Origin of the sequence: Ramlibacter sp., assembly GCF_050250995.1 — a bacterium.
Classification (GTDB): domain Bacteria; phylum Pseudomonadota; class Gammaproteobacteria; order Burkholderiales; family Burkholderiaceae_C; genus Ramlibacter.
In genome coordinates this window covers 16,139-41,709 of the sequence record NZ_JBFWNP010000045.1, presented here as the reverse complement: position 1 = coordinate 41,709, position 25,571 = coordinate 16,139, and the positions used below count along the sequence as shown (strand labels likewise).

Genomic DNA, 25,571 nt, shown 5'->3' with positions numbered 1-25,571 from the left:
TCCGATCTGAGCACGATCTCCTCGACTTCCGCGGGTCCGAGCCGCTTGCCCGCGACCTTGAGCGTGTCGTCCGAGCGGCCCATCATGAAGAAATTGCCGTCGGCGCGGCGCAGCGCCAGGTCGCCATGGACCCACATGCCGGGAATGTTGCGCCAGTAGGTTTCGAGATAGCGCTCGTCGTCCTGCCAGAACGCGCGCGTCATGCCGACGAAGGGCTGGCGGATCACGAGTTCGCCCACGCTGTCGGTCAGCGGATTGCCCTGCGCATCGACGACGTCGACGTCGACGCCCGGCACGGTGGTGTTGAAACCCGCGGGCGGAATCGGGCGCACCAGCACGCTGCCCAGCAGTCCGCCGGACACTTCGGTGCCGCCGGTGTAGTTCATCAGCGGCTGCGTGCCGCGGCCGAAGTTGCGCTGGAACCAGCTGAAGTGTTCGGGGTCGATGCCCTCGCCCGCGGTGATGAGCAGGCGCACCGACGACACGTCGCCCTTCATCGCGTCCGCCTCGTGGCTCGCCATGCCGCGGATCAGCGTGGGGGCAGAGCCGAAGTGCGTGACCTTGTGGCGCTCGACCAGCTTCGACATGCGCGACCAGTCGGGGAAGTCCGGCGCGCCGTCGTAGCACACGAGCGTCGCGCCGCGCAGCAGCGCGCAGCCGAGCACGAGCGAGCCGGCGATCCAGCCCATGTCGGCGGGCCAGCTGTACACGTCGCCCGGCATCACGTCGAAGTTCACCACCGCGTCGTGCGCGATCTTCAGCGGGAAGCCTGCGTGCGTATGCACGACGCCCTTGGGCTTGCCCGTCGTGCCCGAGGTGTAGATCACCATGAAGGCATCGTCGGGGTCCATCACCTCGGGCTTCTTCGCCTTGCCGGCGCCGAGCTGCGCGACTTCGTTCCAGGAAATGTCGCGCTCGCCCTTCGACGATTCGTGCGCCTCGCGCTTCCACACGACGCGCTGAACGCTCGGCAGCTTCGCCCACGCCTCGCGCACCGGCGATTCGACGTCGACGCGCTTGCCGCGGCGATAGAAGCCGGTGGTGGCGACGATCACCGACGCTTCGGCGGCCGCGAGGCGGGCGATGATCGCGTCGGGGCCGAAGCCGCTGAAGAGCGGCACGACGATCGCGCCCAGCGCGCAGATCGCGAGCAGCGTGACGGTGGCCTCCACGCCGTTCTCCATCAACATGCCCACGCGGTCGCCGCGCTTCACGCCGATGGCTTCGAGGCCCGCGGCGAACTCGCCGACCGTGCGCTCGAGCTCCAGGTAGGTCAGCGCATGGACCGAGCCGTCTTCCTTCTCGGCGACCACGGCCTTCAGGTTCGCGGTCTTCTCGTGGTGCGCCCACTGCAGCACGGTGTCGACCCAGTTCAGCTTCGCGCCGGGGAAGAACTTCGCGAACTCGGGGCCGCGGCTCAGGTCGACGTAGCCCGTGGGCGGCGTGTGCCACCGGATGTCGCAGAAGCGGTTGACCACGTCCCAGTAGCGCGCGCCGTCGGTGTTCGAGAGCTTCAGCATCTCCTCGAAGTTCGCGACGCCGAGCTCGCGCATCAGGCGCACGATGCCCGAGGATTCGAGTTCATAGGCGCCGGGATACCAGGTGCCGGAGTTTGCGGAGGAGGTGTCGTTCATGCTTCTTTCCTTCAGGCGATGGCGGCGTGGGGCTCATGCGCCGCGGAGTGGTTGTGCGGCGCGATCACGCCCTTGTCGATGGAGTACCAGGTGTCGCACACCAGGTCGGTGAACTTCACGTTCTGCTCGGCAACGAGCATCGCGACGCCGCTCGCGCGCAGCGCCTTGATCGCTTCGACCAGGCGCAGCACGACGATGGGGGCCAGGCCTTCGCTCGGCTCGTCGAGCAGCAGCAGGCGCGGTTTGAGCATGAGCGCGCGGCCGATGGCCACCATCTGCCGCTCGCCGCCGGACAGCTTGCCCGCATAGCGCGTGCGCAGCGCCTGCAGTTCGGGAAAAAGCTTCAGCACGGGCGCCAGGTCGGCTTCGGTCGCCGTCGGCGCGCCGATGGTGAGGTTTTCTTCGACAGTCAGCGACTTGAAGAGCCGCCCGCCGCTCGGGCAGATGCCGAGGCCGGCCTGCACGCGCTTGTGAGAAGGCAGCGCGGCGAGGTCCTGGCCGTGCAGGACGATCTGGCCGCTCACGTCGGGGATCAAGCCCGCGAGCGCGGCGAGGAAGGTGGTCTTGCCCGCGCCATTGCGGCCCACGAGGGCCACGACCTCGCCCGCCGCGACGGCGATGCCGCCGCCGCGGATGACCTTCACATGCCCGTAGCCCGCGTCGAGATTCGAGACGCGCAGCACTTCGCCGGAATCAGATGTCTTCGCCAAAATAGGCCTCCTTCACGCGCGGGTCCTTGCGCACGGCCTCGGGCGCGGCGTCGACCAGCACCTGGCCGGCGACGAGCACGATGACGCGCGTGGCGAACGAGAACACGACGTTCATGTCGTGCTCCACGAACACGATGGGGATCTGCTCGCTCGCCGCGATGGCGCGGATCTGCGCCAGGCACTCGCGCGACTCCTCGCGGCCCATGCCGGCCGTGGGTTCGTCCAGCAGCAGCAGCCTGGGCCGCGTCGACAGCGCCACGCCGAGCTCCAGCATGCGCTGGTCGCCATACGACATGTCGCTGGCCGGCACGTCCTTCTTCGCCGCGAGCCCGACCTTCGCGAGGATCGCCTTGGCCTCTTCCTTCTGCGTCTCGGTCGCGCGGCTGAACGCATTCCAGGTCTTGCCGCCCGCGAGCATCAGGCCGATCTGCACGTTTTCCTCGGCGGTGAACGTCGGGAACACGCTCGACACCTGGAACGAGCGGCCGAGACCGCGCGCGACGCGCTTCCACGGCGGCAGATGCCCGACCGATTCGCCGAACAGCTTGACGTCGCCCGTATCGGGCGTCTTGCGGCCCGTCAGCAGGTCGAACAGCGTGCTCTTGCCCGCGCCGTTGGGGCCGATGATCGCGAGCGCCTCGCCCTCGTGGACGGTGAACGACACGTCGTTGACCGCCGTGAAGGCGCCGAAGGACTTGACGAGGCCGGTGGCCTGAAGCACGGGGTTCACGGCGTCCCCTTCGCTTCGTTCGCCGCCGGCGCGCGCCGCATGCGCAGCGACGCGAAGAACTGCTGGATGCGCGGGCCCACGCCTTCGGGGAAGAACACCGCGCAGGCGATCACGACGAGGCCCACCACGAGGTCGGCGTTCGACGACCTCACCTGCAGATACGCGCGCGTCACTTCGAGGATGACCGCGCCGATCAGCGGACCGAGGAACATGAAGCGGCCGCCCAGCGCCACCATCATCAGCAGCATCGCGCTCGTCACCCACGAGAAGAGGTTGGGCTCCACGCTGCCTTCGGTGGCCGACCAGACGATGCCGAACACCGTGCCCAGCAGTCCGGCGATCACCATCGCGGCGATCTCGTAGAGCTTCGGGTTGCCGCCCAGCGAAGCGACGCGGTCGGGGTTGTCGCGCACGGCGCCGAGCGTCGCGCCGAAGGGCGACGCAAGCAGGCGCAGCAGGAAGAGGCCGACGACGAAGAGGACCGCGACGGCCACGTAGTGCTGCGCCATGTCGTTGTCCAGCCACTTGGGCAGCACGACCCCGACCAGGCCGTCGTCGCCGCCCGTGAGCTTGTAGTTGCGCGAGACGAAGACGAACGCAACCTGGCCGATGGCCATGGTGAGCAGGCCGAAGAAGAGGTGGCGCGCCCGCAGCGAGATCAGCGCCACGATCACCGACAGCGGCAGCGTGACCGCGAGCGCGAGCAGCGCGGACGAGCCGAAGCTCATCTTGAACTTGATCGTGCCGAGCGCCACCGCATAGGCGCCGAGTCCGAAGAAGAGGCCCTGCCCCATCGAGATGAGGCCGGTCGCGCCGACCAGCAGGTTCAGGCTCATCGCGGTGCCGGCGAGCACCGCGATGCGCGTCGCCTCCGGCATCGTCGCCGGCTTCAGCACCAGCGGCAGCAGGCAGAACAGGACGGCCACCACGATCAGCGGCAGCACGCGACGCGCGTTGAACTGGTTCATGCGCTAGTCCCTCCCCGCGATCGTGCGGAAGCCGGTCGGCTTGAACAGCAGCACCAGCACCATCACCGCGAAGATGACGACCTCGCCGCCCTGGTCGAGGAACATCGTCGACACCGCCTCCGCGATGCCGATCAGCATGGCCGCGGCCAGGCTGCCCCACACCGCGCCGAGTCCGCCGATCACGATGACGGCGAAGGCGATCACGATGATCTGCACGTCGAGGCCGAGGTTGATGGCGCCGCGCGGCACGGCGATGACGCCCGCGATGCCCGCGAGCAGCGCGGCGATGCCCATCACCATCGTGCGCAGGCGCCGCACGTCGACGCCGACGGCGCCCAGCATGCCCGGGTCGTCCACCGCCGCGCGAATGAGGCGGCCGGTGCGGCTGCGCGTGAGCAGGTGCCACAGGTAGATCGCGACGAGCGCCGTGACGAACAGCACGGCGAGCTGATAGGTGGCGAGCCGGAAGCCCGCGAATTCGACGAAGCCCGCGAGCGCCTTCGGCGGCGCCATGGAACGCGCCTGCGTTCCGAAGATGAGGCGCGCGATGTTGTTCAGCGCGAGCACGAGGCCGAAGGACACGAGCAGCTGGCCCCACATCGCCGACTTGTAGACGGGGCGGAACAGGGTCATCTCCAGCGTCATCGCGAAGACCGCGGTCGCTGCCGGCACGATGAGCAGCGCGACGAGGATCCCCATCTCGGGCCCCCAGGTCTGGATGCACACCGCGCCCGCGAAGGCGGCGAGCATGAAGAACGAGCCGTGCGCCATGTTCACCACGCCGAGCGCGCCCCACAGCAGCGTGAGGCCCGAGGCGACGAGGAAGTAGAGTGCGCCGTTGGCCGTCCCCGCGAGAATCTGCGCGATCAGCAGTTGCACGTTCACGGCCGGACCTCCGGCCTTGCGACGATCATCTTGTCTCCTTGTTCGCGCCGTCCCCATTTCACGGGCGCGCGCCCCGGTGCGGCAACCGTCGCGATGGCCGCGTTCCGTAGATCGAAAAACCTGCCGCGCCCGCGCGGCCGAAGGTTTACGCGCGCTCGAAGATCGCGGCGATGCCCTGGCCGCCGCCGATGCACATCGTCTCGAGCCCGTAGCGCGACCGGCGGCGCTTCATCTCGTGCAGCAGCGTCGTCATGATCCGCGCGCCCGTCGCGCCGACGGGGTGGCCGAGCGAGATGCCGGAGCCGTTCACGTTGATCTTGTCGTCCAGCTCCGCGAGCGAGCTGCCCCAGCCCTTGATGCACGAAAGCGCCTGGCAGGCGAAGGCCTCGTTCAGCTCGATGAGGTCCATCTGGTTGAAGCCGAGCCCCGTGCGCTGCAGCACCTTCTGCACGGCGGGCACGGGGCCGATGCCCATGCGCGAGGGCTCGCAACCGGCGGCGGCCCAGCCGACCAGATAGCCGATGGGCTCGAGGCCGAGTTCCTCGAGCTTGTCTTCCGCAACCACGAGGCAGGCGGCCGATGCGTCGTTCTGCTGGCACGCGTTGCCGGCCGTAACCACGCCGTCCTTCATCACGGCCTTCAGCTTCGAAAGGCTTTCCATCGTGGTGTCGCCGCGGATGCCTTCGTCCTTGTCGACGACCAGCGCGTCGCCCTTGCGCTGCGGCACGTTCACGGCCACCACTTCATCCGCGAAACGGCCTTCCTTCCAGGCCGCGGCCGCGCGTTGCTGGCTGCGCACCGCGAACGCATCGGACTGCTCGCGCGTGATCGAATAGTCCTTAGCGAGGTTCTCGGCCGTCTCGATCATGCCGCTGATGCGGCCAAAGCGCGACTCGGGCTGCGAGCGCTCGCGGCCGCGGTCGAGGCGGTCGTGCATCGTCACCGAGCCCGCGCGCTTGCCCCAGCGCATGTCGGTGCTGTAGTACTCGACGTTGCTCATGCTCTCCACGCCGCCGGCCAGCACGACGTCGGCGGCGCCGGTCTGCACCATCATCGCGGCCGTGGCCACGGCCTGCAGGCCGCCGCCGCAGCGGCGGTCGAGCTGCATGCCCGCCACGGAGATCGGCAGCCCCGCCTGCAGGCCGACCCAGCGGCCGGTGCAGGGCGTCTCGCCGTTCATGTAGCTCTGCGCGAACACGACGTCGTCGAGCCGCGCGGGGTCGAGCTTCGTGCGCTCCATCACCGCGCGCGCGACGATGGCGCCGAGTTCCTCGACGGGAATGCTCTTCAGGCTGCCGCCGAACGCGCCGATGGGCGTGCGAAGCGGGGAGACGATGGCTGCTCTTTTCATGTCTTCGATCCTTGTGGAGGGGCGTTCAGCCGTATCTGCCGCCGGTGACGTGCAGGACTTCGCCGCTGATGAAACTCGCACGCTCGCTGGCCAGGAAGGCCACGGCATCGGCGATGTCGCTCGGCTGGCCCGCGCGCTTGATCGGCTGCGCGGCGATGGCCTTTTCCTTGATCACCTCGTAGGTCGACAGCGCCTGGACCATCTCGGTGTCCATGAAGCCGGGGGCCACGCAGTTGACGGTGATGCCGTAGCGGCCCTCCTCCATCGACAGCGCCTTGGCCATGCCGATGAGGCCGGCCTTGGCCGCGGAATAGTTCGCCTGCGTCGGATTGCCGAAGTGCGCGCGCGAGCTGATGTTGATGACGCGGCCCCAGCCCTGCTCGATCATCTTCGGCATGACGGCCTTGGTCGCGAGGAAGGCGCCCTTGAGCATCACGTTCATCACGAGGTCCCAGTCGTCCTCGGCCATCTTCACGAGGTACTTGTCGCGCGGCGCGCCGGCGTTGTTCACCAGCACATGGACGCTGCCGAAGGTGGCGACGGTCTCGTCGACCAGGCGCTGCACGTCCGCCGCCTTGGTGATGTCGCCGACCACGCAGTGCGCGGCGAAGCCGGCCTGCTTCAGCTTCGCGGTGGTGGCCTCCGCGCCCTCGCGCTGGATGTCGGTCACGACGACCTTCGCGCCCTCTTCCGCCAGGCGTTGAACCATGGCCGCGCCGAGGCCGCGCGCCGAGCCGGTGACGATCGCCACCTTGTCCTTCAAACCGAGATCCATGTCGCTTTCTCTCTTTCTCTGCCGTCTACGTGATTCGTGATTCGTGATTCGTGATTGGTGACTGTTCGTTCAGCGCAGGTCGACCCGCGCGTTGTTCAGCACCACCGCGCCGCGCTCGAGCGCGGTCGTCCGCAGCGTGACCACCTTGCCCTCGGTCCACATCTCGGTGCGCAGCGTGTCGCCGGGCAGCGCGGGCGCGGTGAAACGCACGCGCATGCCGGCGAAGCGGCTCGCGTCGTAGCCGAGCACCGTACGCAGCACCGCATGCGCGGCCACGCCCATCGTCGCCATGCCGTGCAGGATGGGCCGGTCGAAGCCGGCGCCGCGCGCGATCTCGGGGTCCGCATGCAGCGGATTGAAGTCGCCGCTGAGCCGGTAGATCAATGCCGCCTGCTGCAGGGTCGGCAGATCGCACACCGCATCGGGCGCGCGCTCGGGCACCGGATGGGGCGTGGGCGGCGCGCCCTCGCTGCCCCCCTCGCCGAAGCCGCCGTCGCCGCGCAGGAGCGAGAGTTGCGTGACCGTGGCATACAGCACGTTGCTCGCCGCGTCGCGCACCTCGCGCTGCTGCTGCAGGAAGGCGCCCTTGCCCTCGCCGCGGTCCCACAGCGCGCTCACGCGGGTGGTGCCGGTGACGCGGCCGCTCGCGGGCAGCGGGCGGTGCAGCGCGATTTCCTGTTCGGCGTGCACGATCCGGCGCCAGTCGATGCCGGTGTTCGGCTCGCGCGACCAGAAGCCGGGGTAGCACAGCACGTTGGCCATCGTCGGCAGTGCCTTCAGCGCCGAGCCGTCGACGCCTTCGTAGACGTAGTTCAGCTGCCGCTTGTCCAGCGGGTCGGCGCCGAGGCCGATGCCGAGTGCATAAAGTTGCGTGTCGCGCGTGGCGTAGTCATGCACGATGGGGGCGAATTCGCGAGCGAGCAGTCGCCGGGGGTCGAGTCGAGTGGTCATGAGGAAGTCGCGACGATGCGGCAGGGCGACGCGCGCGGTCAACGCCGTCCGCCGCCGTGTTCCGTACAACGGTTGATGTTACGCGCTACCTGCGGGTAGCGCGATGCCGTTGTACGGAACGCCCCGTGCGCCCCTGTTGAGCACGGCGTGGACGCGCCCTAGCATTCCGCCATGATTCGCGACCAAGAAACCCTCAACATCCTCCTCGATAACATTTCGCGCTTCGTCCGCGAGCGCCTCATCCCCAACGAGGAGCGGGTCGCCGAGACCGACGAGATTCCGCCCGAGATCGTGGCGGAAATGAAGGCGATGGGCCTCTTCGGCCTGACCATCCCCGAGGCGTTCGGCGGCTCCGAGGTCACGATGGAAGAGGAAGTGCTCGCGATGTTCGAGCTGGGCAAGGCCTCGCCCGCCTTCCGCTCGCTGATCGGCACCACGGTCGGCATCGGCTCGCAGGGCATCCTGTTCGACGGCACCGACGCGCAGAAACGGAAGTACCTGCCGCGCCTGGCGACGGGCGAACTCATCGCCTCGTTCGCCCTCACGGAGCCGGGCTCCGGCTCCGACGCCGCCTCGCTCACCACCACGGCGGTGCGCGATGGCGACGACTACATCGTCAACGGCACGAAGCGCTACATCACGAATGCGCCGCAGGCCGGCATCTTCACGCTGATGGCGCGCACGAACCCGAACGAGAAGGGCGCGGGCGGCATCTCCGCGTTCATCGTGGAGGCGGGCACGCCGGGCATCAGCTTCGGCAAGCGCGACAAGAAGATGGGGCAGAAGGGCGCGCACACCTGCGACGTGATCTTCGAGAACTGCCGCGTGCCGGCCGCCAACCTGATCGGCGGCGTCGAGGGCCGCGGCTTCAAGACCGCCATGAAGGTGCTGGACAAGGGCCGCATCCATATCGCGTCGATCTGCGTGGCGGTGGCCGAGCGCATGCTGGCGGAGGCGCTGCGCTACGCGGCGGACCGCAAGCAGTTTGGCCAGGCCATCGGCGAGTTCCAGCTGGTGCAGGCGATGCTCGCCGACAGCAAGGCCGAGATCTATGCCGCCCGCTGCATGGTGCTCGACGCCGCGCGCCGCCGCGACGACGGCCTGCCCGTGGTCACGGAAGCCTCGTGCGCCAAGATGTTCGCCTCCGAGATGTGCGGCCGCGTGGCCGACCGCGCGGTGCAGATCTTCGGCGGCGCGGGCTACATGAGCGAGTACGGCATCGAACGCTTCTACCGCGACGTGCGCCTCTTCCGCATCTACGAGGGAACGACGCAGGTGCAGCAGCTGGTCATTGCGCGAAATATGCTTCGCGAATTGCGCTAGTTTTCTTCCCGTACGCATGCGCGCTGCGCGCCAGCGACTCGCGGAAGTCGGGGTGCGCGAGTTCGACCATCGCCTTCGCGCGCGCGGCCAGGCTCTTGCCGCGCAGGTGCGCCACGCCGAATTCCGTCACGACCACGTCGACGTCCGCGCGCGCCGTCGTCACCACCGAGTCCGGCAGGCGCGCGAGTACGCGGCTTTCTTCCGCGCCGCGCCCCGTCGCGGCCAGGATCATGATCGAGCGGCCGGTCGGCGAGGCGTTTCCGCCCCGCACGAAGTCCACCTGCCCGCCGATGGCGCCGATGTACCTGCCGTCGAGCGTCTCCGAATTGATCTGGCCCGTGAGGTCCACCTCGATCGCCGAATTGACGGCGATGAAATCCGGCAGCGCGCGCAGCGTCGCCTGGTCGTGCGTGCGCGAGGCGTCCATCAGCAGGATGTGCGGATTGCGGTCCGCGAAGGACAGCAGCCTGCGGCTGCCGATCAGCAGGCCCGCGACGCTCATGCCGCGATGCTCGGTCTTGCGGCTGTTGTCGATCGCGCCGGTCTCCATGAGGTCCATCATGCTGTCGCTGATGACGCCGGTGTGGATGCCCAGGTGCCTGTGGTTCGCGAGCGCCTTCATCACGAGGTCGGGCGCCATGCCGATGCCGATCTCCAGCGTCGCGCCGTCGGGCACGAGCCCGGCCACGTGAGCGGCGATGCGGCGCTCGGGCTCGCGCGCCTTCGACGAGCGCTCCAGCGAAACGAGTTCGCGGCCGGTGCGCACGACGTAATGCGGGCGGATGTCCTGGGGCAGCTCGCAGCCTTGCACCCACGGCACGTTCGCGCAGATCTCGGCGATGACCACGCGCGCGCGCCGCGCCGCCGCCACCACGTAGTCGTTGCACGCGCCGAGGTTGAAGCGGCCATCGGCATCCGGCTCGCTGAGCGTGAGCAGCGCGACGTCGCAGGGCATCACCCCCGTGTCGAACAAGCGCGGCCATTCGGAGAAATGCGCGGGCACCACGTCCAGCGGCAGCGTCGCGTTCTCGCCGGTTCCGCAGTAGGTCTCGAACGTGATCTCGTTGCCGTGCTCGGGCTTGAAGACGCCGGAGAAGCTCGGGCCGATGAACATCCTGAAGTCGCCGATGGCGGTGCGCTGCTCGACCAGGCGCCGCGTCAGCGCCACCGGCTCGGCCATCGCCTGCGAACTCACCACCATGTCGCCCGGGCGAACGAATTGCGTGAAGTCGATGTCTTCGGGGCGGTCGAGAACGATCATGCGCGACTGTCTTTCGTGGGCTGGGCTCCGATGCTAGAAGGCCCGCCGCAGCGCAGCAATCGCTGTCTTGCGAAGCCGCCGATTCGGCAAACGCGAACCGCGGGGGCCAATGCCCTATGCTTGCCGGGTGAGCGGCTTCAACAAACTCCACCTGATCCGGCAGGTCGACCTTTTCACGATCAAGCTTTTCCTCTCTGCGGCGGAGGAAAAGCAGATCGGGCGCGCCGCCGCGCGCGAGAACATCGCCCCCTCGGCGGCCACCAAGCGCATCCAGGACCTCGAGCAGATCGCCGGGGTGCGACTGTTCGACCGCAGCCCGCGCGGCGTGGAGCTCAGCGCCGCGGGCCAGGTGCTCGCGAAGCACTTCGCCGACATCCTGCACAGCCTCGAAGCCCTGCGCGGCGACATGAGCGAGTTCACCGACGGCGTGGCGGGCCGCGTCAGCATCGCCTCCACCGCGTCCATCGTGATCCAGTTCCTCGCGCGCGAGATCGGCGAGTTCACGCGCGACTTCCCGCTGGTCGACATCGACCTGCGCGACGAGAGCAATCCGAACGTCGTCCGCGCCGTCCTCTCGGGCGACGCCGACATCGGCGTCTTCGTGGCGGGCGACGACGTGGCGCTCGACGGCATCGAGAGCATCGAATACCGCAGCGACCGGCTCGTCGCCGTCGTGCCGCGCGGCCATCCGCTGGCCGACGAGAAGAGCGTGACCATCGAACAGCTCGCGAAGGAAAAGCTCATCGCGCTCGGCGCCGGCACGAGCCTGATGGCCTCGGTGCGCACCGCGGCGCGGCGCGCGGGACAGGAGCTGCAGCCGAAGTTCCGCGTCAACAGCGTGGAGGCCGCCCGCAGCCTGGTGTACGCGGGCGTGGGCGTGACGGTGCAGCCCGAGTGCATGCTGTCGAACGAAGACCGCGAGCGCCTCGCCATCGTGACGCTCGACGAGCCCTGGGCGCGCCGCAGCCTGCAGATCGGCACCTTGCGCGGCCGCGCGCAGACGCCCGCGGCGCGCGCTGGTCAAGCTGCTGCTCGACCGCCCGCGGCCCTGAACGCGCCTCTTACCAGCCGCCGAACGACAGGCCGCCGTTCACGCTGATCGTCTGGCCCGTCACCTGCGCCGACTCCTCGGACGCGAGGAACACGGCCACGCGCGCCACCTCTTCCGCCGTGGGCGCGCGGCCTTGCGGGAAGCGCGCGAGCGCCTTGCCGAACAGGCCGGTCTGGAAGGTCTTCTCGTTGAAGATGCGGTCCCACGAGGGCGTGTCCGACGTCAGCGTGAGCGACACCGTGTTCACGCGGATCTTCCAGCGCGAGAACTCCTTGGCGAGCGTCTTCGTCATGAGGATGACGCCCGCGCCGAAAGCACCCACGACCGATTCGCCGGGCGTTGCATGGCGGCCCGCGTCCGTGCCCACGAGCACCACCGAGCCGCCGCGCACGCGCAGGTAGGGCAGCGACGCATGCACGGGGTTGATGCGCGCGAAGAAGCGCGAGTTGAAGGCGAGCACGAGCTGCTCGCCGGTCATCTCGGCGAAGGGCATCGGCCGCACCGCGCCGTGCGCGCCGGAGCTGATCACGTAGTCGATGCCGCCGTTGACGCTGGCAGCGATCTCGGCGACCTTCACGGTCGTGGCGTAGTCGGTCGTGTCGCCGACGGCCTGCAGGATGTGGTCGTCGGGCACGCCGAGGGCGCGGATTTCGGCCGCGGACTTCTCGATGTTTTCCTTCGAGCGGCCGTTGAGCACGACGATCGCGCCGGCCTGCGCCATCTTCTGCGCGACGCGGAGGCCGACGCCGCCGGAGGCGCCCGTGATCAGCGCGACCTTGCCCTTGAATTCTTCGAACATGCTTCGTCCTTGCAATGCTGTGTATCGGTGCAGGGACGATAGTTTCGCGGGCCGGGCGAAGCAAGACGCTTTGCGCGAAGGGGAATTTCGCGCGCTGCGAAGTTACGGAAGCCCGCGGAAGCTACCAGCTACCAGCCGCCGAACGACAGCCCGCCGTTGACGCTGATCGTCTGCCCCGTGACCTGCGCGGATTCGTCCGTCGCCAGGAACGCGACCACGCGCGCCACTTCCTCCGCGCTCGGCGGGCGGCCCGAGGGGAATTTTTCCGAGAGCTTGGTGAAGAGCTTCGACTGGAACTGCGCCTCGCCGCCGAAGATGCGGTCCCACGACGGCGTGTCGCTCGTGAGCGTCATCGACACGCTGTTCACGCGGATGTTCCAGCGCGAGAACTCCTTGGCGAGCGCCTTGGTCATGAGGATCACGCCCGCGCCGACCGCGCCCACCACCGATTCGCCGGGCGTCGGGTGGCGTGCCGCGTCGGTGCCGATCAGGACCACGCAGCCGCCTTTTTCGCGCATGTAGGGCAGTGCCGCGCTGACGGGAAAGATGCGGGGGAAGAAGCGCGACTGATAGGCCTCGACGATGTCGTCGAGCGCCATGTCGGCGAAGGGCTTGGGCGGCACGCGGCCCTGCGCGCCGGAACTCACGAGGATGTCGATATGGCCCGTGATGGCGGCGGCCTCCTTCGCGACGCGCAGCACCACGTCCTTCTCGCCGCAGTCGCCGAGCACGAGATGCACGTTCGGCGAGATCTCCTTCATCTTCGCGAGCGCGGGCTCGCCGCTCTTGGCCGTGCGGCTGTTCAGGATGAGCGTCGCGCCGTCGCGCAGCAGCTTCTCGGCGACGTAGTAGCCGACGCCGCCGGTGGAACCGGTGACGAGCGCGACCTTGCCTTGCAGGGGGGCGGTGTTCATGCGTGAGTTCTCCATGGAATCGGCCGACTGTACGGGCGGGGCGGCCGGCGATCAATTCATGGCTGGCGAGTTGCGGATTCGAAATTGGTGAAGCCGGGCAGGCCTGTGTCAGCGCCTCGCCCCGACGAGTTCCAGCACCGCATCCGCGAACACGCGCGGCGTCTCCTGCGGCGGGTTGTGGCCGATGCCGGGAAGGATGCGGTGGCTGCGCGGGCCCGAGAAGCGCGCGGCAAACACCTCCGCGCCCGAGGGCTTGCGCACGCCGTCGTCGGCGCCGTCCATCGTGATCGTGGGCACGGCGATCACGGGCTGCGCGGCCAGGCGCCGCTCGATGTCGGCATAGGCCGGATCGCCCTCGACCAGGCCGAAGCGGTGGCGGTACGAATGCACCACCACTTCGACGAAATCCTCGTTGTCGAACGCGGCGGCCGTGCGCGCGAAGGTCGCTTCGTCGAAGTTCCAGGTCGGCGACCAGAGCTTCCACAGGAGGTGCGTGAATTCGCGGCGATGCCGCGCGAGCCCCGCCGCGCCGCGCTCGCCATGCAGGTAGTACTGGTACCACATGCGATGTTCCTGCTCGGGCAGTTCCGGCGTCATCGCGCGCGCGATGTTCTGGATGTTGTACGCATTGACCGAGACGAGCCCGGCGCAGCGCTCGGGCCACAGCGCCGCGACCACGCAGGCGGCGCGGCCGCCCCAGTCGTAGCCGGCGAGCACGGCGCTCGGGATCTTCAACGCATCCATGAAGGCAAGCAGGTCCGCGCCGAAGGACGCCTGCTCGCCGGAGCGCATCGTCGACTTGCTGCGAAACCGCGTCGCGCCGTAGCCGCGCATGTAGGGCACGAGCACGCGGCAGCCGGCCGCGCCGAGCAGCGGCGCGACCTCCTCGTACGAATGGATGTCGTACGGGAAGCCGTGCATGAGAATGACGGGCGGGCCGTCGGCCGGCCCGGTCTCGTGCCACGCGACGTCGAGGACGCCGGCGGCGATGCTGTGCTGCGCTTGCATGACCGCCATGCTAGCGCGCCCGCGCCGGGCTCAGCTGATCGAGCGCTTCGACGTCATGCCGCCGTCGATGGTGCAGATCACGCCGCTCGTGTAGGCCGAGCGGTCCGACGCGAGATACACGAAGAGGTCCGCCACCTCGGGCACGGTCGCGGGCCGGCCGAGTGGCAGCGACTTCGTCATCTCGTTGGCGCGGCCCGCATCGCCCAGTTCGTTCTTCGCGCGCGTCGCCAGCACCTTCACGATGCGCGGCGTCTCCACCAGGCCGGCATTGACGCCGACCACGCGGATGTTGTGGTCGAGCAGGCTGCGGCCGCCCAGCGCGCGGGTGAACGCCATCAGCGCCGCGTTGCCCGTCGTGCCGCAGATGTAGTTGAAGTCGAAGTTCTCGCCGCCGCTGCCGATGTTGTTGAGGATCACGCCGCCGCCGCGCTCGCGCATCTTCGCGTACACGAGGCGCGTGAGGTTGATGTAGCCGAAGACCTTCAGCTCCCAGCCCGCGCGCCACGCCTTCTCGTCGACGTCCCACAGGTTGCCGCCGGGAATGCTGCCCGCGTTGTTCACGAGCACGTCGGCATCGCCCACGAAAGCGGCGACCTTGTCGATCGCGCCTTCGGCCGTCATGTCGATGGCAAGCGTCTTCACGTCGACGCCGTGCGCGGCCTTCAGTTCGGCCGCGAGCTTCTCGAGCTTGTCGCCCGAGCGCGCCACCAGCCACAGCGGGCAGCCTTCGGACGCGAACGAGCGGGCGAGTCCCTCGCCGATGCCCTGCGAGGCGCCGGAGATCGCGACCTTGCGGCCCTTGAGGTTCAGATCCATGTGCAGACTCCGCGTGTGGGGTTCAGTTCGCCTGGCGCGCCTTCAGCACCACCGCTTCCGAGGGGCGCGACACGCTCGCCGGCATGATCTCGGTGATGTTGAGGATGGGCTGCGCGAATTCGCGGCTCATCTCCACCTTGCCGACGTAGGTGGGCACGTTGCCCTGGTGATCGTACTTCGCGAAGCGGAAGTTGCCGCGCGCGGACTTGAACTCCATCGATTCGATCTGCTTCATCACCGCGTCGCCCTGGATCGACTTCGCGGCGTTCGCGGCCTGGGCCCACACCGTCACGCAGTCGTGCGCCATCGCGGCCCAGTCGGACGGATAGGCGTTGTTCTTCGCGCGGAACTGGTCGACGAAGGCCTTGCCGTCCGCGGTCTTCACGAACTGGCTCGCGGGCGCACGCTGCCAGCCCTCGGTGCCGACGGGCGCGTTGTCGCCCAGCGCCTTCAGCGTGTTGAAGTCGTACAGCGCGATGAACTTGTTGTTGATCTGCTTGAAGAAATCGACGGCCTTGGCCTGCTTCGCGAAGGTCAGCAGGTCCGCGCCGAACAGGATCGTGAAGACGTAGTCGGGCTTGGCGGCGAGCAGCTTGTTGATGGACGCGGTGTAGTCGGTCGCGCCGAACTTCGGATATTCCTCGACGACGAACTCCACGTTCGGATTCATCTCCTTCAGGAACTCCTTGAAGCGGTTCACACCGGCGCGGCCGCCCGCATAGTCGGCGCTGACCAGCGCGTACTTCTTGTACGGCAGCTTGGCGAAGCGCGCGGCCATCGCGCGGCCCTCCATCCACGAGTTGGGCGTGACCTGGTAGATGTAGGGGTTGAAATCCTTCATCGTCATGTCGTCGGCCACGGACGTGCTCACGCAGGTGGGCGTCTTGTTCTTCGCGGTCACCGCCTTGTTGACGGCGATGGCGCCGGCCGACGACTGCGGCGCGATCAGCAGCGGCGGGTCGCCCGCGAGCAGCGAGCTCGCCTGGTTCACCGCGCGCTGCGGGTTGCTGCCGTTGTCCTGGTGCTCCAGCACGAGCTGGCGGCCCAGCACGCCGCCCGACTTGTTGATGGCGTCGATGGCATGGTTCACGCCGGCCAGCGCATCGCGGCCGACGTCGGCCGCCGGGCCGCTCAGGTCGAGCGAGCCGACGATCTTGATGGGGCCCGTGCCCTGGGCGTGCGCGGCGAGCGCGGCGCAGGCGAGTGCAATGGTGGTGAGGGTGCGTTTCATGAGGTGTCTCCTTGGCTCTTCTTGTCGGGGGATCAGTTGATGGACATGCCGCCGTCGATGGCGACGACCTGTCCGGTGATGTTGCGCGAATCGTCGCAGGCGAGGTAGAGGGCGAGCGCCGCCACGTCCTCGGGCATGACCAGGCCGGTCATCTGGCGCGATGCGGTCATCTTGATGACTTCCGGCTGCGACTCCATCAGCCCGCGCACGCGCTCGGTCACGGTGACCGCCGGCGCGACCGCGTTCACGCGGATCTTGTGCTCCGCATACTCGACCGCCATCGAACGCGTGAGCGCCGCCACGGCGCCCTTGGCGGGCGTGTAGGCGTCCTTGTTCTTCGTGCCGACGAGCGCGAAGACCGAGGAGCTGTTGACCACCGTGCCGCCGCCGGTCTTCACCATCTCGGCGATGCCGTACTTGCTGGTGATCCAGGTGCCGAACAGGTCGACCTTGATCGCGCGCCAGAACTCGTCGGTCGGGCAGGTCGTCACCGGCGCATCGATCGCGCTCGAGCCGCCCGCGTTGTTGTAGAGGACGTCGATGCGTCCGCAGAGACGGATGGCCTCGGCCACCGAAGCCTTGACGCTCTCCTCGCTCGTCACGTCGGTCTTCACGAAGTGCGCCTGGCCGCCGGACGCGCGGATGGCTTCCTGCGCCGCGAGGCCGTTCGCCTCGTTGAATTCGGCGATGACGACGGTGGCGCCCTCCTTCGCGAAAAGGGTCGCCGCCGCGCGGCCGATGCCGGCGCCGCCGCCGGTGATGTAGGCAATCTTGCCGGCGAGTTTCGCCATCATGTCGCTCCTGCTGTTTCCTGTGTGTTCGATGTCGACTTCGAAAGCGTGAAGCCCTCGTAGCCCGCCTGCGCCACGCTCTCGCACTTCTTGCGGTAGGTGCCGTGCCCGCCGAGGTAGGGCAGGAACACCTTGGGCTTGCCCGGCACGTTGGCGCCGAGGTACCACGAGTTGGCCTTGAGATACAGCGTGCGCTTCACGATGTCCTGCACGCCCTGCATCCAGCTCTCTTCGAACTCCGGCTGCGCGTCGATGCGGTCGTAGCCCTTGTCGCGCATGTAGGTCATGCAGTTCGTGATCCAGTCGATGTGTTGCTCGATGCTCATCGACATGTTCGCGAGCGGGCCGGGGCTGCCCGGGCCGGTGACGGTGAAGAGGTTCGGGAAGCCCGCGGTGAGCAGGCCGAGATACGTCTTCGCGCCGTCGGCCCACTTGTCGGTGAGCTTCCTGCCGCCGACGCCGCGCACGTCGATGCGCGTGAGCGCGCCGGAGAGCGCGTCGTAGCCCGTGGCATAGATGATCATGTCGAGCTCGATCAGCCCTTCGCTCGTGACGATGCCCTCGGGCACGAACTTCTCGATGGGCGTGGCCTTCAGGTCCACCAGCGTGACGTCGTCGCGGTTGTAGACGCTGTAGTAGGTGTCGCCGAGGCAGGGCCGCTTGGTGCCGAAGGGAAAGCCGTAGGGCAGCAGCTTCTGCGCGACCTCGGGCTTCTTCACGATCGAGCGGATCTTGCCGCGGATGAAGTCCGCGACCGTCTCGTTGGCCTTGTCGTCGGACAGGATGTCGCCGTAGCACTGGCGGAAGCCGAGCAGCTGGCTGTTGGTCCAGGCGTTTTCGTACTTCATCGCCATTTCTTCGGGCGTCGCTTCCAGCGCCGACTCCACCGACATCGGCGCGGCGATGCCGAAGCGCGTGATCCTGCTGATCTCGCGGCGCTCGGCGTAGCCGAGTCGCACGCGGTCGCGCATCGCCTTCGTGAGCGCGTGATTCTTCGCGGGCACGACGAACACCGCCGTGCGCTGGAACACGGTGAGATGCTTGCACTTGCCGGCCAGCGCCTGGATGGTCTGCACGCCGGACGAGCCCGTGCCGATCACGCCGATGCGCTTGCCCTCGAACTTCACTTCCGTCTTCGGCCAGCGGCCGGTGTGATACGCCTCGCCCTTGAACGTGTCGACGCCGGGATACTCCGGCGGCTTCGGCACCGAGAGCACGCCGCTCGCCGGCACGAAGAAGCGCGCGAGCGTCGTCTTGCCGTCGGAGGTGCGGATGCGCCAGAGGTTGCGCGTCTCGTCGAACTCCGCCGTGTCCACGCGCGTGTTGAACTGGATGTGTTCCCGCAGCTTGAACCGGTCGGCCACGTGCTCCAGGTACTTCATCAGTTCCTGCGCCGTCGGGTAGCGCTCGGACCAGTCCCACTCGTCCTGCAACTCGGGCGAGAACGAATAGGAGTAGTCCCAGCACTCGAGGTCCACGCGCGCGCCGGGATACTGGTTCCAGTACCAGGTGCCGCCGATGCCGTCGCCCTGCTCGAAGGCCTGGATGCGAAAGCCCGCGTCGCGCAGCTTCTTGATGGCGTACAAGCCGGCGAAGCCGGCGCCGACGATCACCGCGTCGACGGTGCTCGTGTTTCTGTCCATGGCGAAAATTCCTCGAAAACGTGAAGGGGCATTGAACGGCGCGCGGCCCGCCGGGGTCAACCGTGCGGGCGGGATGTTCCGTACATTGAACCGCTCAGACCGTCGCCACGGGCGACGCGGGCGAGCCCACCGCGCCGGGCAGGCGCAGCGGCGGCGCGGTCAGCAGGAAGGCGCTGCGCTTCACCTGGCGCAGGTAGCGCGCGAGATCGCCGAGGTTCCACATCTCGCCGAGCGGCATGCCCAGCTTGAACAGGCAGTGCTCGTGCAGCGGCAGGTAGGAGCCGCGGCCGTGCGTGACCGGAGAGAACGCGTGGCGATATTCCACCGTCGCGTTGTCCGACATCATCGCGACGATGCCGGTGTCGGTGATCCACTGCTGCACGCCCGGGTCCTTGCCGTCGATGGCGGCCGTCTGTTCGAGCAGCTTCGCATCGGGCGCGGGATGGGTCTCGAGCAGGATGTCGCCGAAGCCGGTGTAGAAGAGGACCATGTCGCCCTGCGTCACCGTGATCCTGTCGACCTCCAGGATGCGCAGCAGCTCGGCGTGCGTCACCGCATGGTTCCTGCGGCCGAAGTGCTTCTCGAGGTCGATCAGCACCGCGCGGCCCTGCACGCACGACTCGGCCATCTTTTCCACGCCGAGGTGGCGCGCTCCCAGGTGCTCGGGCTGCGGCGCACCGCTCGCCTGCGGCTCGCTCCAGCCGGGGTCGCAGCACACGTCGATGTTCGCGCGGAAGCCGTTGTAGTAGACCGGCTGCGGCGTGCCGCTGCCGTCGACGTCGAACAGCTGGCCCACGTGCGCGAGCGAGTCCCACTGCGTCGAATACTGCAGCGTGAGCAGCACTTCGTCGTCCGACACGACGTCGGTCGCGCCGGGCCGCTCCGCGCTCATCTCGAAGTTGAAGAGCGGCTTGCCGTTGCGCATCGCCGGCCGCAGGCGCGGCGGCTGGCGGTGCGAGCCCCACCCCTTGGTGCCGGGCACGTCGAGCGGCAGGCTCAGGCAGAAGGTCTTGCCTTCCACCACTTCCTTCATCCCGTCGAGCACCTTGCGCGGCGTCAGCAGGTTGAGCCGGCCCAGTTCGTCGTCGGGACCGAAGTCCCCCCAGTTGGAGCCGGGGGGACGGACTTTCCAGCGCGGGTTGTTCGCCACCGTCACTCGGGCTGGATGTTCAGGGCCTTGAACAGTTTTTCCCAGTTGGTCACTTCGGCCTGCAGCGTCTTCTTGAACGTCTCTGCCGGCACGCCCGTCAGGATGACGCCCGCGCCTTCCGACACCTTCTTCACCATCTCGGGGTCCTTGGCGGCGTCGACCAGCAACTGCTCGATCTGGCGCAGGATCGCGGGCGGCGTGTCCTTCGGCGCCATCATCGCCGTCCAGATCACGGGGATGAAGCCCTTGTAGCCCGCTTCGGGCAGGGTCATGAGGTTGGGCATCGACGGCAGGCGCTTTTCGGCCACCGCCACCAGCGGCTGCACCGTGCCGGCCTTCACGTGCTGCGCGACCTGCGAAGTCGTGTTGAGGCTCAGCTGCACTTCGTTCTTGATGACGGCCAGCAGCGGCTCGGCCGTGCCCTTGTACATCACCGGCGTGAGCTGCAGGCCCATGTTGAGCTTCAGCAGTTCGGGCACGAGCGTGTTCACCACGCCGCGGCCGGGCGTGCCGTAGTTCCACTGCTTCGGGTTGGCCTTGCTCTTGGTCACGAAGTCCTGGAGGTCCTTCACGCCGATCTGCGGGCTCGTGACGAGCACGATCTCGTTGACGCCGATCTGGCCGATGGGCGCGAGGTCCACCAGCGGGTCGAACGTCATGTTCTTGTAGAGCATCTTCGCCGTCGTGATCGACGCGCCCGACATCACGAGCGTGGTGCCGTCCGGCGGCGACTTCACGACGAACTCGGTGCCGATCAGGCCGCCCGCGCCCGCCTTGTTCTCCACGATGAACGTGCCGCCGGTGCGCTGGCCGAAGTAGGTAGCCATCAGGCGCGCGGTGGCGTCGAGCGAGGTGCCGGCCGTGAACGGCACGATGATCTTCACGGTCTTGCCGCCGGGCCAGGCCTGCGCCGCGGCGTTGGGCGCCCACGCGAGCACCGCGAGGGACAGCAGCGCGCCGAGGGCGCGCGCGGGTTTGAACAACTTCATCATTTCAGGTCTCCTTGTTGAATCGTCGTGACGAGGCGCTTCAGCGCCCCGGTCGTGTAGGCCATGCCACTGTCGCTGCCCGGCAGGATTCCGCGCATCATCAGAAACCCGTGCATCTGGCCCGCCCGGCGCTCCAGTTCGACCGGGACGTCAGCCGCCTGCAAGCGCTGGGCGTACTCTTCGCCCTCGTCGCGCAGCACGTCGTGCTCGGCCGTGACCACGACCGCGGGCGGCAGTCCGCGCAGGCTCTCGGCCCGGCACGGCGAGGCGAGCGGCGAGGCGCGCTGCGTTTCGTCCGGGACGTAATGTCCCCAGTAGTACTTCATCACGTCGGTGGTCAGCATCAGCTGGTTGTCCGGGTCTGTATATGAAGCGCGGTCGAACCTGCAATCGGTGACGGGGTAAACCAGAAGCTGGCCGCGAATGCGCGGTCCGTTCTCGTCGCGCGCGCGCAGCGTCACCGCGATGGCGAGGTTGCCGCCCGCGCTGTCGCCGCCGACGAGCAGGGGGAGGTCGCTGCCCGCGAATTCGACGCGGTTGGCGGCCAGCCACTTCAGCGCGGCCCAGGCGTCGTCGAGCGGACCGGGAAAGGCATGCTCGGGCGCCTTGCGGCATTCGACGAGCGCGACGGCGACGTTCGCGCCGGCGGCGAGGTCGCGGCACATCGGCTCGAACTCCTCGATGCCGCCCACGACCCAGCCGCCGCCGTGGAAATAGACGAGCAGCGCCTGCGGCTCGCCGCCGGCGGGGATGTAGAGGCGGGAGCGCAGCGTGCCGCCCTCGACCGGGATGGCGAGGTCGCGCGCTTCGGCGACCTCGGCGCCGGGCGCGAGCAGCAGGCGCAGGTTCCTGAAGCCCGCGCGCGCCTCGTCCGGCGTCAGCAGGTGACGCGGCTTGGCGGCGGCGGCCGCCATCTTGTCGAGAAATGCGCGCGTTGCGGCGTCGAGGGCCATCGGGGGTCGTCTCCTGGAACGCTGGCGAGAATGCGGGCCGGGGGGCACGGGGTCAACGCGCGCCCGGCGCACGTTCCGTGCAACGGAACTTCCATGTCGCTGTCTCGACAATGTTTGCCTAGGCATCTAAACTGCGGTGCATGGCTGCTCCCCGGACGACGCGCTTCTACGAGCCCGCGAACTACCGCCCCGACGAAAGCGTCGCCTACCTCATGCGGCAGATCCTGAACGCCGCCGCCGCCGAAGCCGGCCGCGAGCTGGCGCCCTCCGGCCTCACCAATGCGCAGTGGATCCCGCTGTACAAGCTCTACATCGGCGAGGCGAACTCGGTCGCCGGCCTCGCGCGCGAGTGCCGTGTGGACACGGGCGCGATGACGCGCACGCTCGACCGGCTGGAGGCCAAGGGCTTGCTTGCCCGCGAGCGTTCCTCGGGCGACCGGCGCGTGGTCAACATCGCGCTCACGCCGGAGGGGCGCAAGGCCGCGCGCGGGATTCCGGCCGTGCTGTGCGGCGTCCACAACTCGCACCTGCGCGGCTTCACGCGCGAGGAGTGGCTGCAGCTCAAGGCGCTGTTGCGGCGAATGCTGGCGAACACGGAAGCGCATGCGGGGCTCGCATTGCCGGCGGCCGAGGAGGAGGAGGCGTGAACCTCTCCGTCGCCCCGCTGCGCATGTCGGGACGCCGCCGCTCGCTCGCGATCCTGTCGATCGTGACCGTCGCCGGCGCCATCGCCTGGGCCGGGTGGGCCTGGTTCGCCGCCGGCGACCGCGAGACCACCGACAACGCCTACGTGCAGGGCGACATCGTGCATCTCACGCCGCAGATCGGCGGCACCGTTGTGTCGGTCCTCGCGGGCGAAACGCAGCTCGTGCAGCAGGGCCAGGTGGTGGTGCAGCTCGACCCGGCGGAAGCGCAGATCGCGCTGGCCGAGGCGCAGGCGAATCTCGCGCAGACGGTGCGGCAGGTCCGCTCGGTCTATGCGATGGACGCGCAGCTCGGCGCGCTGGTCGCGCTGCGCGAGGCCGAGGAGAGCAAGTCGCGCAGCGAGCTTTCGAAGCTCGAGGACGACCTGCGCCGGCGCGCGTCGCTCGCCGACAGCGGCGCGGTGTCGCGCGAGGAGGTGGCGCACGCGAACGTGGCGGTCGCGAATGCGCGCAGCTCGCTCGCCGCCGCGCAGGCCGCGATCCGCGCGGCGCAGGAGCAGCTCGCGAGCAATCGCACGATGACCGACGGCACCGACATCGAGGCGCACCCGAACGTGCAGCTCGCCGCCGCCAAGATGCGCGAAGCGTGGCTGATGACGAAGCGCACCACCCTGCTCGCGCCCGTGAGCGGACAGGTCGCGCGCCGCACCGTGCAGATCGGCCAGCGCGTGGCCGCGGGCACGCCGCTGCTGTCGATCATTCCGCTCGACCACGTCTGGGTCGAGGCGAACTTCAAGGAGGCGCAGCTGCGCCGCATCCGCATCGGCCAGCCGGTGAAGCTGACGGCCGACGTGTACGGCAACAAGGTCGAGTACGACGGCGTGGTCTCGGGTCTCGGCGCCGGCACCGGCGCGGCCTTCGCGCTGCTGCCCGCGCAGAACGCCACGGGCAACTGGATCAAGGTGGTGCAGCGCGTGCCGGTGCGCGTGAGTCTCCAGCCCTCGCAGATCGCGGCGAACCCGCTGCGCGTGGGCCTGTCGATGCATGCGAGCGTGGACGTGAGCCGCGGCGGCAGCGGCGGCGTCGCGCCGGCGGACGGCAAGCCGAGTGCGCCGCCCGCGCCGCCGCCCGTGGCCGTGGCGCCGCCGGACGACGGGGCCGACGCGGCGGTGCGTCGCGTGATCCTGGCGCATGCCGGGCGCACGGCGCAGGCCCGCTCTTCCCCGCCCGCTTCCCCGCCACCCGCGCTGCCCTCCGCGCTTCGTCCGGCCTCCGCGCAGCGACCGGGCTGACCGTGTCCGCGGACCGGGCCGACCTTCAACCCTTGCCACCGGCCGCGCGGGCCTGGGCCACGCTCGCCATCTCGGCGGCGACCTTCATGAACACGCTCAACATGGCGATCGCGAACGTCTCGCTGCCGTCCATGTCCGGGGACCTCGGCGTGAGCCCGCACCAGGCGACGTGGGTCATCACGAGCTTCGCGGTGGCCAACGCGATTGCCATGCCGCTCACCGGCTGGCTCGCGCACCGCTTCGGCCAGGTGCGCGTGTTCGTGTGGAGCATCCTGCTATTCGTGATCGCGACGTGGATGTGCGGACTGGCTTGGAACATGGGCACGCTGGTCGGCTTCCGCACGCTGCAGGGGCTGGTGTCGGGCCCCGTGCTGCCGCTCGCGCAATCGCTGCTGCTCTCGAGCTATCCGCCGGCGCTCGCAGCGCTCGGCATGTCGCTGTGGACCATGACGACGATGCTCGCGCCGATCACCGGCCCGCTCCTGGGCGGCTGGATCACGGAGACGATCGGCTGGCCCTGGATCTTCTACGTGAACGTGCCGGTCGGCCTCCTGAGCGCCTTCGCCGTCTGGGGCATCTACCGCCATCGCGAATCCGCGATCGAGAAGCGGCCGATCGACTTCGTGGGCCTCGCGCTGCTCGTCGTGTGGGTCGTCGCGTTCCAGCTGATGCTGGAGATCGGCCGGCACGAGGACTGGTTCGCCTCCACGGAGGTCGTTGCGCTGGCGGTCGTGGCAGGGGTGGCCTTCGCGTTCTTCATCGTCTGGGAGTGGACCGACGACTATCCCGTCGTCGACCTGCGCCTGTTCAAGGGGCTGGAGTTCACGATCGGCACCTTCGCATCCGCCACGTCGTACGGCGTATTCTTCTCCAGCTCCGTGCTGTTGCCGCTGTGGCTGCAGCAGCACATGGGCTACACGGCCACCGACGCGGGGATGGTGCTCGCGCCGGTCGGCATCTTCGCCGTGATCCTCTCGCCCATCGTCGGGCGCCGGCTCACGGGCGCGGACCCGCGCGGCTTCGCGACCATCTCGTTCGTCCTGCTCGCCACGGTGATGGTGCTGCGCTCGCACTTCAACACGCAGGCCGATTTCGCGACGATCGTCGTGCCGACGCTCCTGCAGGGCGTCGCCATGCCGTTCATGTACGTCCCGCTGGTCACGCTCGCGATCGCCGGCATGGCGCAGCACCATCACGCGAGCGCCAGCGGCATCATGAACTTCGCGCGGATGATCGCGGGGGCCATCGGCACGTCGGTCACGTTCACCTTGTGGGAGAGCCGCGCCTCGACGCATCGCGCGCAGTTGGCCGAGGCCTTGACCACGACCCATCCTGCGTTGCCTTCGGCGCTCGATACGCTGGGCGCCGCCGGCCTGAACGCGCAGCAGTCGCATGCGTACGTCGATCGCCTGCTGGAGCAGCAGGCTTACATGCTCGCGACTTCCGATGTTTTCGGCGCATCGGCGTTGCTGATGCTCCTGCTGGTCCCGGTGCTGTGGGTGAGCCGATGGCGCCGGTGACTTTCGGTCCCGGCGATCTTCAGAAAATTGCGAAAGTGGCGAAATTGGGGTCAGATTCCAATTTATCCGGCACGCATCGGATCCATTCTCGCTTCGACCTCGCGGCAAACCCGCGCATGGGCAGGCTGCGACGCGATGGCTACGGCGTCGCTTTGTGAACGCTTCCGCGTCCACACGCGATC

General features: G+C 68.6%; 24 protein-coding genes. 5 read left to right on the top strand and 19 right to left on the bottom strand.

Annotated features, from left to right (window positions below; translation table 11 throughout):
- The 8 genes from AB7E83_RS21965 to AB7E83_RS21930 all read right to left on the bottom strand — a co-directional run.
- Nucleotides 1-1,634: AMP-binding protein (locus AB7E83_RS21965; protein WP_428572955.1), on the bottom strand; the 1,634-nt coding region annotated here is incomplete at its 3' end.
- Nucleotides 1,635-1,645: 11 nt separating this feature from the next.
- Nucleotides 1,646-2,344, bottom strand: a complete 699-nt coding sequence (locus AB7E83_RS21960; RefSeq protein ID WP_428572954.1) for an ABC transporter ATP-binding protein — start codon at nt 2,342-2,344, stop codon at nt 1,646-1,648.
- A complete protein-coding gene (locus AB7E83_RS21955; RefSeq protein WP_428572953.1) occupies nt 2,328-3,074 on the bottom strand; it encodes an ABC transporter ATP-binding protein in 747 nt (248 codons plus the stop codon). Before AB7E83_RS21955 ends, AB7E83_RS21960 begins: the two co-directional genes overlap by 17 nt.
- The gene (locus AB7E83_RS21950; protein WP_428572952.1) at nt 3,071-4,042 is read right to left on the bottom strand and encodes a branched-chain amino acid ABC transporter permease; all 972 of its coding nucleotides are present in this window, start codon (nt 4,040-4,042) and stop codon (nt 3,071-3,073) included. Before AB7E83_RS21950 ends, AB7E83_RS21955 begins: the two co-directional genes overlap by 4 nt.
- Nucleotides 4,043-4,045: 3 nt before the next feature.
- The gene (locus AB7E83_RS21945; RefSeq protein WP_428572951.1) at nt 4,046-4,927 is read right to left on the bottom strand and encodes a branched-chain amino acid ABC transporter permease; all 882 of its coding nucleotides are present in this window, start codon (nt 4,925-4,927) and stop codon (nt 4,046-4,048) included.
- A gap of 145 nt (nt 4,928-5,072) precedes the next feature.
- Nucleotides 5,073-6,278: an acetyl-CoA C-acetyltransferase gene (locus tag AB7E83_RS21940; protein ID WP_428572950.1), complete on the bottom strand. Its 1,206-nt coding sequence runs from the start codon at nt 6,276-6,278 to the stop codon at nt 5,073-5,075.
- Nucleotides 6,279-6,303: 25 nt separating this feature from the next.
- Nucleotides 6,304-7,053 (bottom strand): 3-oxoacyl-ACP reductase FabG, encoded by a 750-nt coding sequence (gene fabG, locus AB7E83_RS21935; RefSeq protein ID WP_428572949.1) that lies wholly within the window; start codon nt 7,051-7,053, stop codon nt 6,304-6,306.
- A gap of 69 nt (nt 7,054-7,122) precedes the next feature.
- Nucleotides 7,123-8,004 (bottom strand): MaoC/PaaZ C-terminal domain-containing protein, encoded by an 882-nt coding sequence (locus AB7E83_RS21930; RefSeq protein ID WP_428572948.1) that lies wholly within the window; start codon nt 8,002-8,004, stop codon nt 7,123-7,125.
- Between the two features lie 171 nt (nt 8,005-8,175).
- Between AB7E83_RS21930 and AB7E83_RS21925 the strand changes: the two genes are divergently transcribed.
- The gene (locus AB7E83_RS21925; RefSeq protein ID WP_428572947.1) at nt 8,176-9,327 is read left to right on the top strand and encodes an acyl-CoA dehydrogenase family protein; all 1,152 of its coding nucleotides are present in this window, start codon (nt 8,176-8,178) and stop codon (nt 9,325-9,327) included.
- Here the strand turns inward: AB7E83_RS21925 and AB7E83_RS21920 are convergent.
- Nucleotides 9,293-10,588, bottom strand: coding sequence for an acetyl-CoA hydrolase/transferase family protein (locus tag AB7E83_RS21920; RefSeq protein ID WP_428572946.1), 1,296 nt, complete (start codon nt 10,586-10,588; stop codon nt 9,293-9,295). The genes AB7E83_RS21925 and AB7E83_RS21920 overlap by 35 nt on opposite strands.
- A gap of 127 nt (nt 10,589-10,715) precedes the next feature.
- On the opposite strand from AB7E83_RS21920, the gene AB7E83_RS21915 reads away from it, so the two are divergent.
- Nucleotides 10,716-11,687: a LysR family transcriptional regulator gene (locus AB7E83_RS21915; protein WP_428572945.1), complete on the top strand. Its 972-nt coding sequence runs from the start codon at nt 10,716-10,718 to the stop codon at nt 11,685-11,687.
- Here the strand turns inward: AB7E83_RS21915 and AB7E83_RS21910 are convergent.
- The 10 genes from AB7E83_RS21910 to AB7E83_RS21865 form a co-directional block, all read right to left on the bottom strand.
- Nucleotides 11,650-12,438: an SDR family NAD(P)-dependent oxidoreductase gene (locus tag AB7E83_RS21910; protein ID WP_428572944.1), complete on the bottom strand. Its 789-nt coding sequence runs from the start codon at nt 12,436-12,438 to the stop codon at nt 11,650-11,652. The genes AB7E83_RS21915 and AB7E83_RS21910 overlap by 38 nt on opposite strands.
- A 128-nt stretch (nt 12,439-12,566) precedes the next feature.
- Nucleotides 12,567-13,352, bottom strand: a complete 786-nt coding sequence (locus AB7E83_RS21905) for an SDR family NAD(P)-dependent oxidoreductase (protein WP_428572943.1) — start codon at nt 13,350-13,352, stop codon at nt 12,567-12,569.
- 108 nt (nt 13,353-13,460) lie between these two features.
- Nucleotides 13,461-14,360 carry an alpha/beta fold hydrolase gene (locus AB7E83_RS21900; protein ID WP_428572942.1) on the bottom strand — a complete coding sequence of 300 codons (900 nt, stop codon included), beginning with the start codon at nt 14,358-14,360 and terminating at the stop codon, nt 13,461-13,463.
- A 30-nt stretch (nt 14,361-14,390) separates the two neighbouring features.
- Nucleotides 14,391-15,176, bottom strand: coding sequence for an SDR family oxidoreductase (locus AB7E83_RS21895; protein WP_428572941.1), 786 nt, complete (start codon nt 15,174-15,176; stop codon nt 14,391-14,393).
- A gap of 22 nt (nt 15,177-15,198) precedes the next feature.
- Nucleotides 15,199-16,407, bottom strand: coding sequence for an ABC transporter substrate-binding protein (locus AB7E83_RS21890; RefSeq protein ID WP_428572940.1), 1,209 nt, complete (start codon nt 16,405-16,407; stop codon nt 15,199-15,201).
- 32 nt (nt 16,408-16,439) lie between these two features.
- Nucleotides 16,440-17,198 (bottom strand): SDR family NAD(P)-dependent oxidoreductase, encoded by a 759-nt coding sequence (locus AB7E83_RS21885; protein WP_428572939.1) that lies wholly within the window; start codon nt 17,196-17,198, stop codon nt 16,440-16,442.
- The gene (locus AB7E83_RS21880) at nt 17,198-18,841 is read right to left on the bottom strand and encodes a flavin-containing monooxygenase (protein WP_428572938.1); all 1,644 of its coding nucleotides are present in this window, start codon (nt 18,839-18,841) and stop codon (nt 17,198-17,200) included. The genes AB7E83_RS21885 and AB7E83_RS21880 overlap by 1 nt, the downstream gene beginning before the upstream one ends.
- A 94-nt stretch (nt 18,842-18,935) precedes the next feature.
- Nucleotides 18,936-19,997 (bottom strand): cyclase family protein, encoded by a 1,062-nt coding sequence (locus AB7E83_RS21875; RefSeq protein ID WP_428572937.1) that lies wholly within the window; start codon nt 19,995-19,997, stop codon nt 18,936-18,938.
- Nucleotides 19,994-20,983 carry a Bug family tripartite tricarboxylate transporter substrate binding protein gene (locus AB7E83_RS21870; protein ID WP_428572936.1) on the bottom strand — a complete coding sequence of 330 codons (990 nt, stop codon included), beginning with the start codon at nt 20,981-20,983 and terminating at the stop codon, nt 19,994-19,996. Before AB7E83_RS21870 ends, AB7E83_RS21875 begins: the two co-directional genes overlap by 4 nt.
- Entirely contained in the window at nt 20,980-21,933 is a 954-nt protein-coding gene (locus tag AB7E83_RS21865) for an alpha/beta hydrolase fold domain-containing protein (protein ID WP_428572935.1), read from the bottom strand. The genes AB7E83_RS21870 and AB7E83_RS21865 overlap by 4 nt, the downstream gene beginning before the upstream one ends.
- A gap of 140 nt (nt 21,934-22,073) precedes the next feature.
- Here AB7E83_RS21865 and AB7E83_RS21860 point away from each other — a divergent pair, with 140 nt between their 5' ends.
- The 3 genes from AB7E83_RS21860 to AB7E83_RS21850 are packed head-to-tail and all read left to right on the top strand — an operon-like array spanning nt 22,074 to nt 25,389.
- Nucleotides 22,074-22,580 (top strand): MarR family winged helix-turn-helix transcriptional regulator, encoded by a 507-nt coding sequence (locus tag AB7E83_RS21860; RefSeq protein ID WP_428572934.1) that lies wholly within the window; start codon nt 22,074-22,076, stop codon nt 22,578-22,580.
- Complete coding sequence (locus tag AB7E83_RS21855; protein WP_428572933.1) at nt 22,577-23,869, top strand: HlyD family efflux transporter periplasmic adaptor subunit; 1,293 nt, start codon at nt 22,577-22,579, stop codon at nt 23,867-23,869. Before AB7E83_RS21860 ends, AB7E83_RS21855 begins: the two co-directional genes overlap by 4 nt.
- Before the next feature lie 2 nt (nt 23,870-23,871).
- A complete protein-coding gene (locus AB7E83_RS21850; protein WP_428572932.1) occupies nt 23,872-25,389 on the top strand; it encodes a DHA2 family efflux MFS transporter permease subunit in 1,518 nt (505 codons plus the stop codon).
- The last annotated feature ends 182 nt before the right edge of the window (nt 25,390-25,571 follow it).

What these genes read in the sequence shown, in the direction of transcription:
- AB7E83_RS21950 (WP_428572952.1), bottom strand. Translation starts at nt 4,042, where the DNA reads ATGAACCAGTTCAACGCGCGTCGCGTGCTGCCGCTGATCGTGGTGGCC.
- AB7E83_RS21940 (WP_428572950.1), bottom strand. Translation starts at nt 6,278, where the DNA reads ATGAAAAGAGCAGCCATCGTCTCCCCGCTTCGCACGCCCATCGGCGCG.
- fabG (WP_428572949.1), bottom strand. Translation starts at nt 7,053, where the DNA reads ATGGATCTCGGTTTGAAGGACAAGGTGGCGATCGTCACCGGCTCGGCG.
- AB7E83_RS21930 (WP_428572948.1), bottom strand. Translation starts at nt 8,004, where the DNA reads ATGACCACTCGACTCGACCCCCGGCGACTGCTCGCTCGCGAATTCGCC.
- AB7E83_RS21925 (WP_428572947.1), top strand. Translation starts at nt 8,176, where the DNA reads ATGATTCGCGACCAAGAAACCCTCAACATCCTCCTCGATAACATTTCG.
- AB7E83_RS21920 (WP_428572946.1), bottom strand. Translation starts at nt 10,588, where the DNA reads ATGATCGTTCTCGACCGCCCCGAAGACATCGACTTCACGCAATTCGTT.
- AB7E83_RS21910 (WP_428572944.1), bottom strand. Translation starts at nt 12,438, where the DNA reads ATGTTCGAAGAATTCAAGGGCAAGGTCGCGCTGATCACGGGCGCCTCC.
- AB7E83_RS21905 (WP_428572943.1), bottom strand. Translation starts at nt 13,352, where the DNA reads ATGAACACCGCCCCCCTGCAAGGCAAGGTCGCGCTCGTCACCGGTTCC.
- AB7E83_RS21900 (WP_428572942.1), bottom strand. Translation starts at nt 14,360, where the DNA reads ATGCAAGCGCAGCACAGCATCGCCGCCGGCGTCCTCGACGTCGCGTGG.
- AB7E83_RS21895 (WP_428572941.1), bottom strand. Translation starts at nt 15,176, where the DNA reads ATGGATCTGAACCTCAAGGGCCGCAAGGTCGCGATCTCCGGCGCCTCG.
- AB7E83_RS21890 (WP_428572940.1), bottom strand. Translation starts at nt 16,407, where the DNA reads ATGAAACGCACCCTCACCACCATTGCACTCGCCTGCGCCGCGCTCGCC.
- AB7E83_RS21885 (WP_428572939.1), bottom strand. Translation starts at nt 17,198, where the DNA reads ATGGCGAAACTCGCCGGCAAGATTGCCTACATCACCGGCGGCGGCGCC.
- AB7E83_RS21880 (WP_428572938.1), bottom strand. Translation starts at nt 18,841, where the DNA reads ATGGACAGAAACACGAGCACCGTCGACGCGGTGATCGTCGGCGCCGGC.
- AB7E83_RS21870 (WP_428572936.1), bottom strand. Translation starts at nt 20,983, where the DNA reads ATGATGAAGTTGTTCAAACCCGCGCGCGCCCTCGGCGCGCTGCTGTCC.
- AB7E83_RS21865 (WP_428572935.1), bottom strand. Translation starts at nt 21,933, where the DNA reads ATGGCCCTCGACGCCGCAACGCGCGCATTTCTCGACAAGATGGCGGCC.
- AB7E83_RS21860 (WP_428572934.1), top strand. Translation starts at nt 22,074, where the DNA reads ATGGCTGCTCCCCGGACGACGCGCTTCTACGAGCCCGCGAACTACCGC.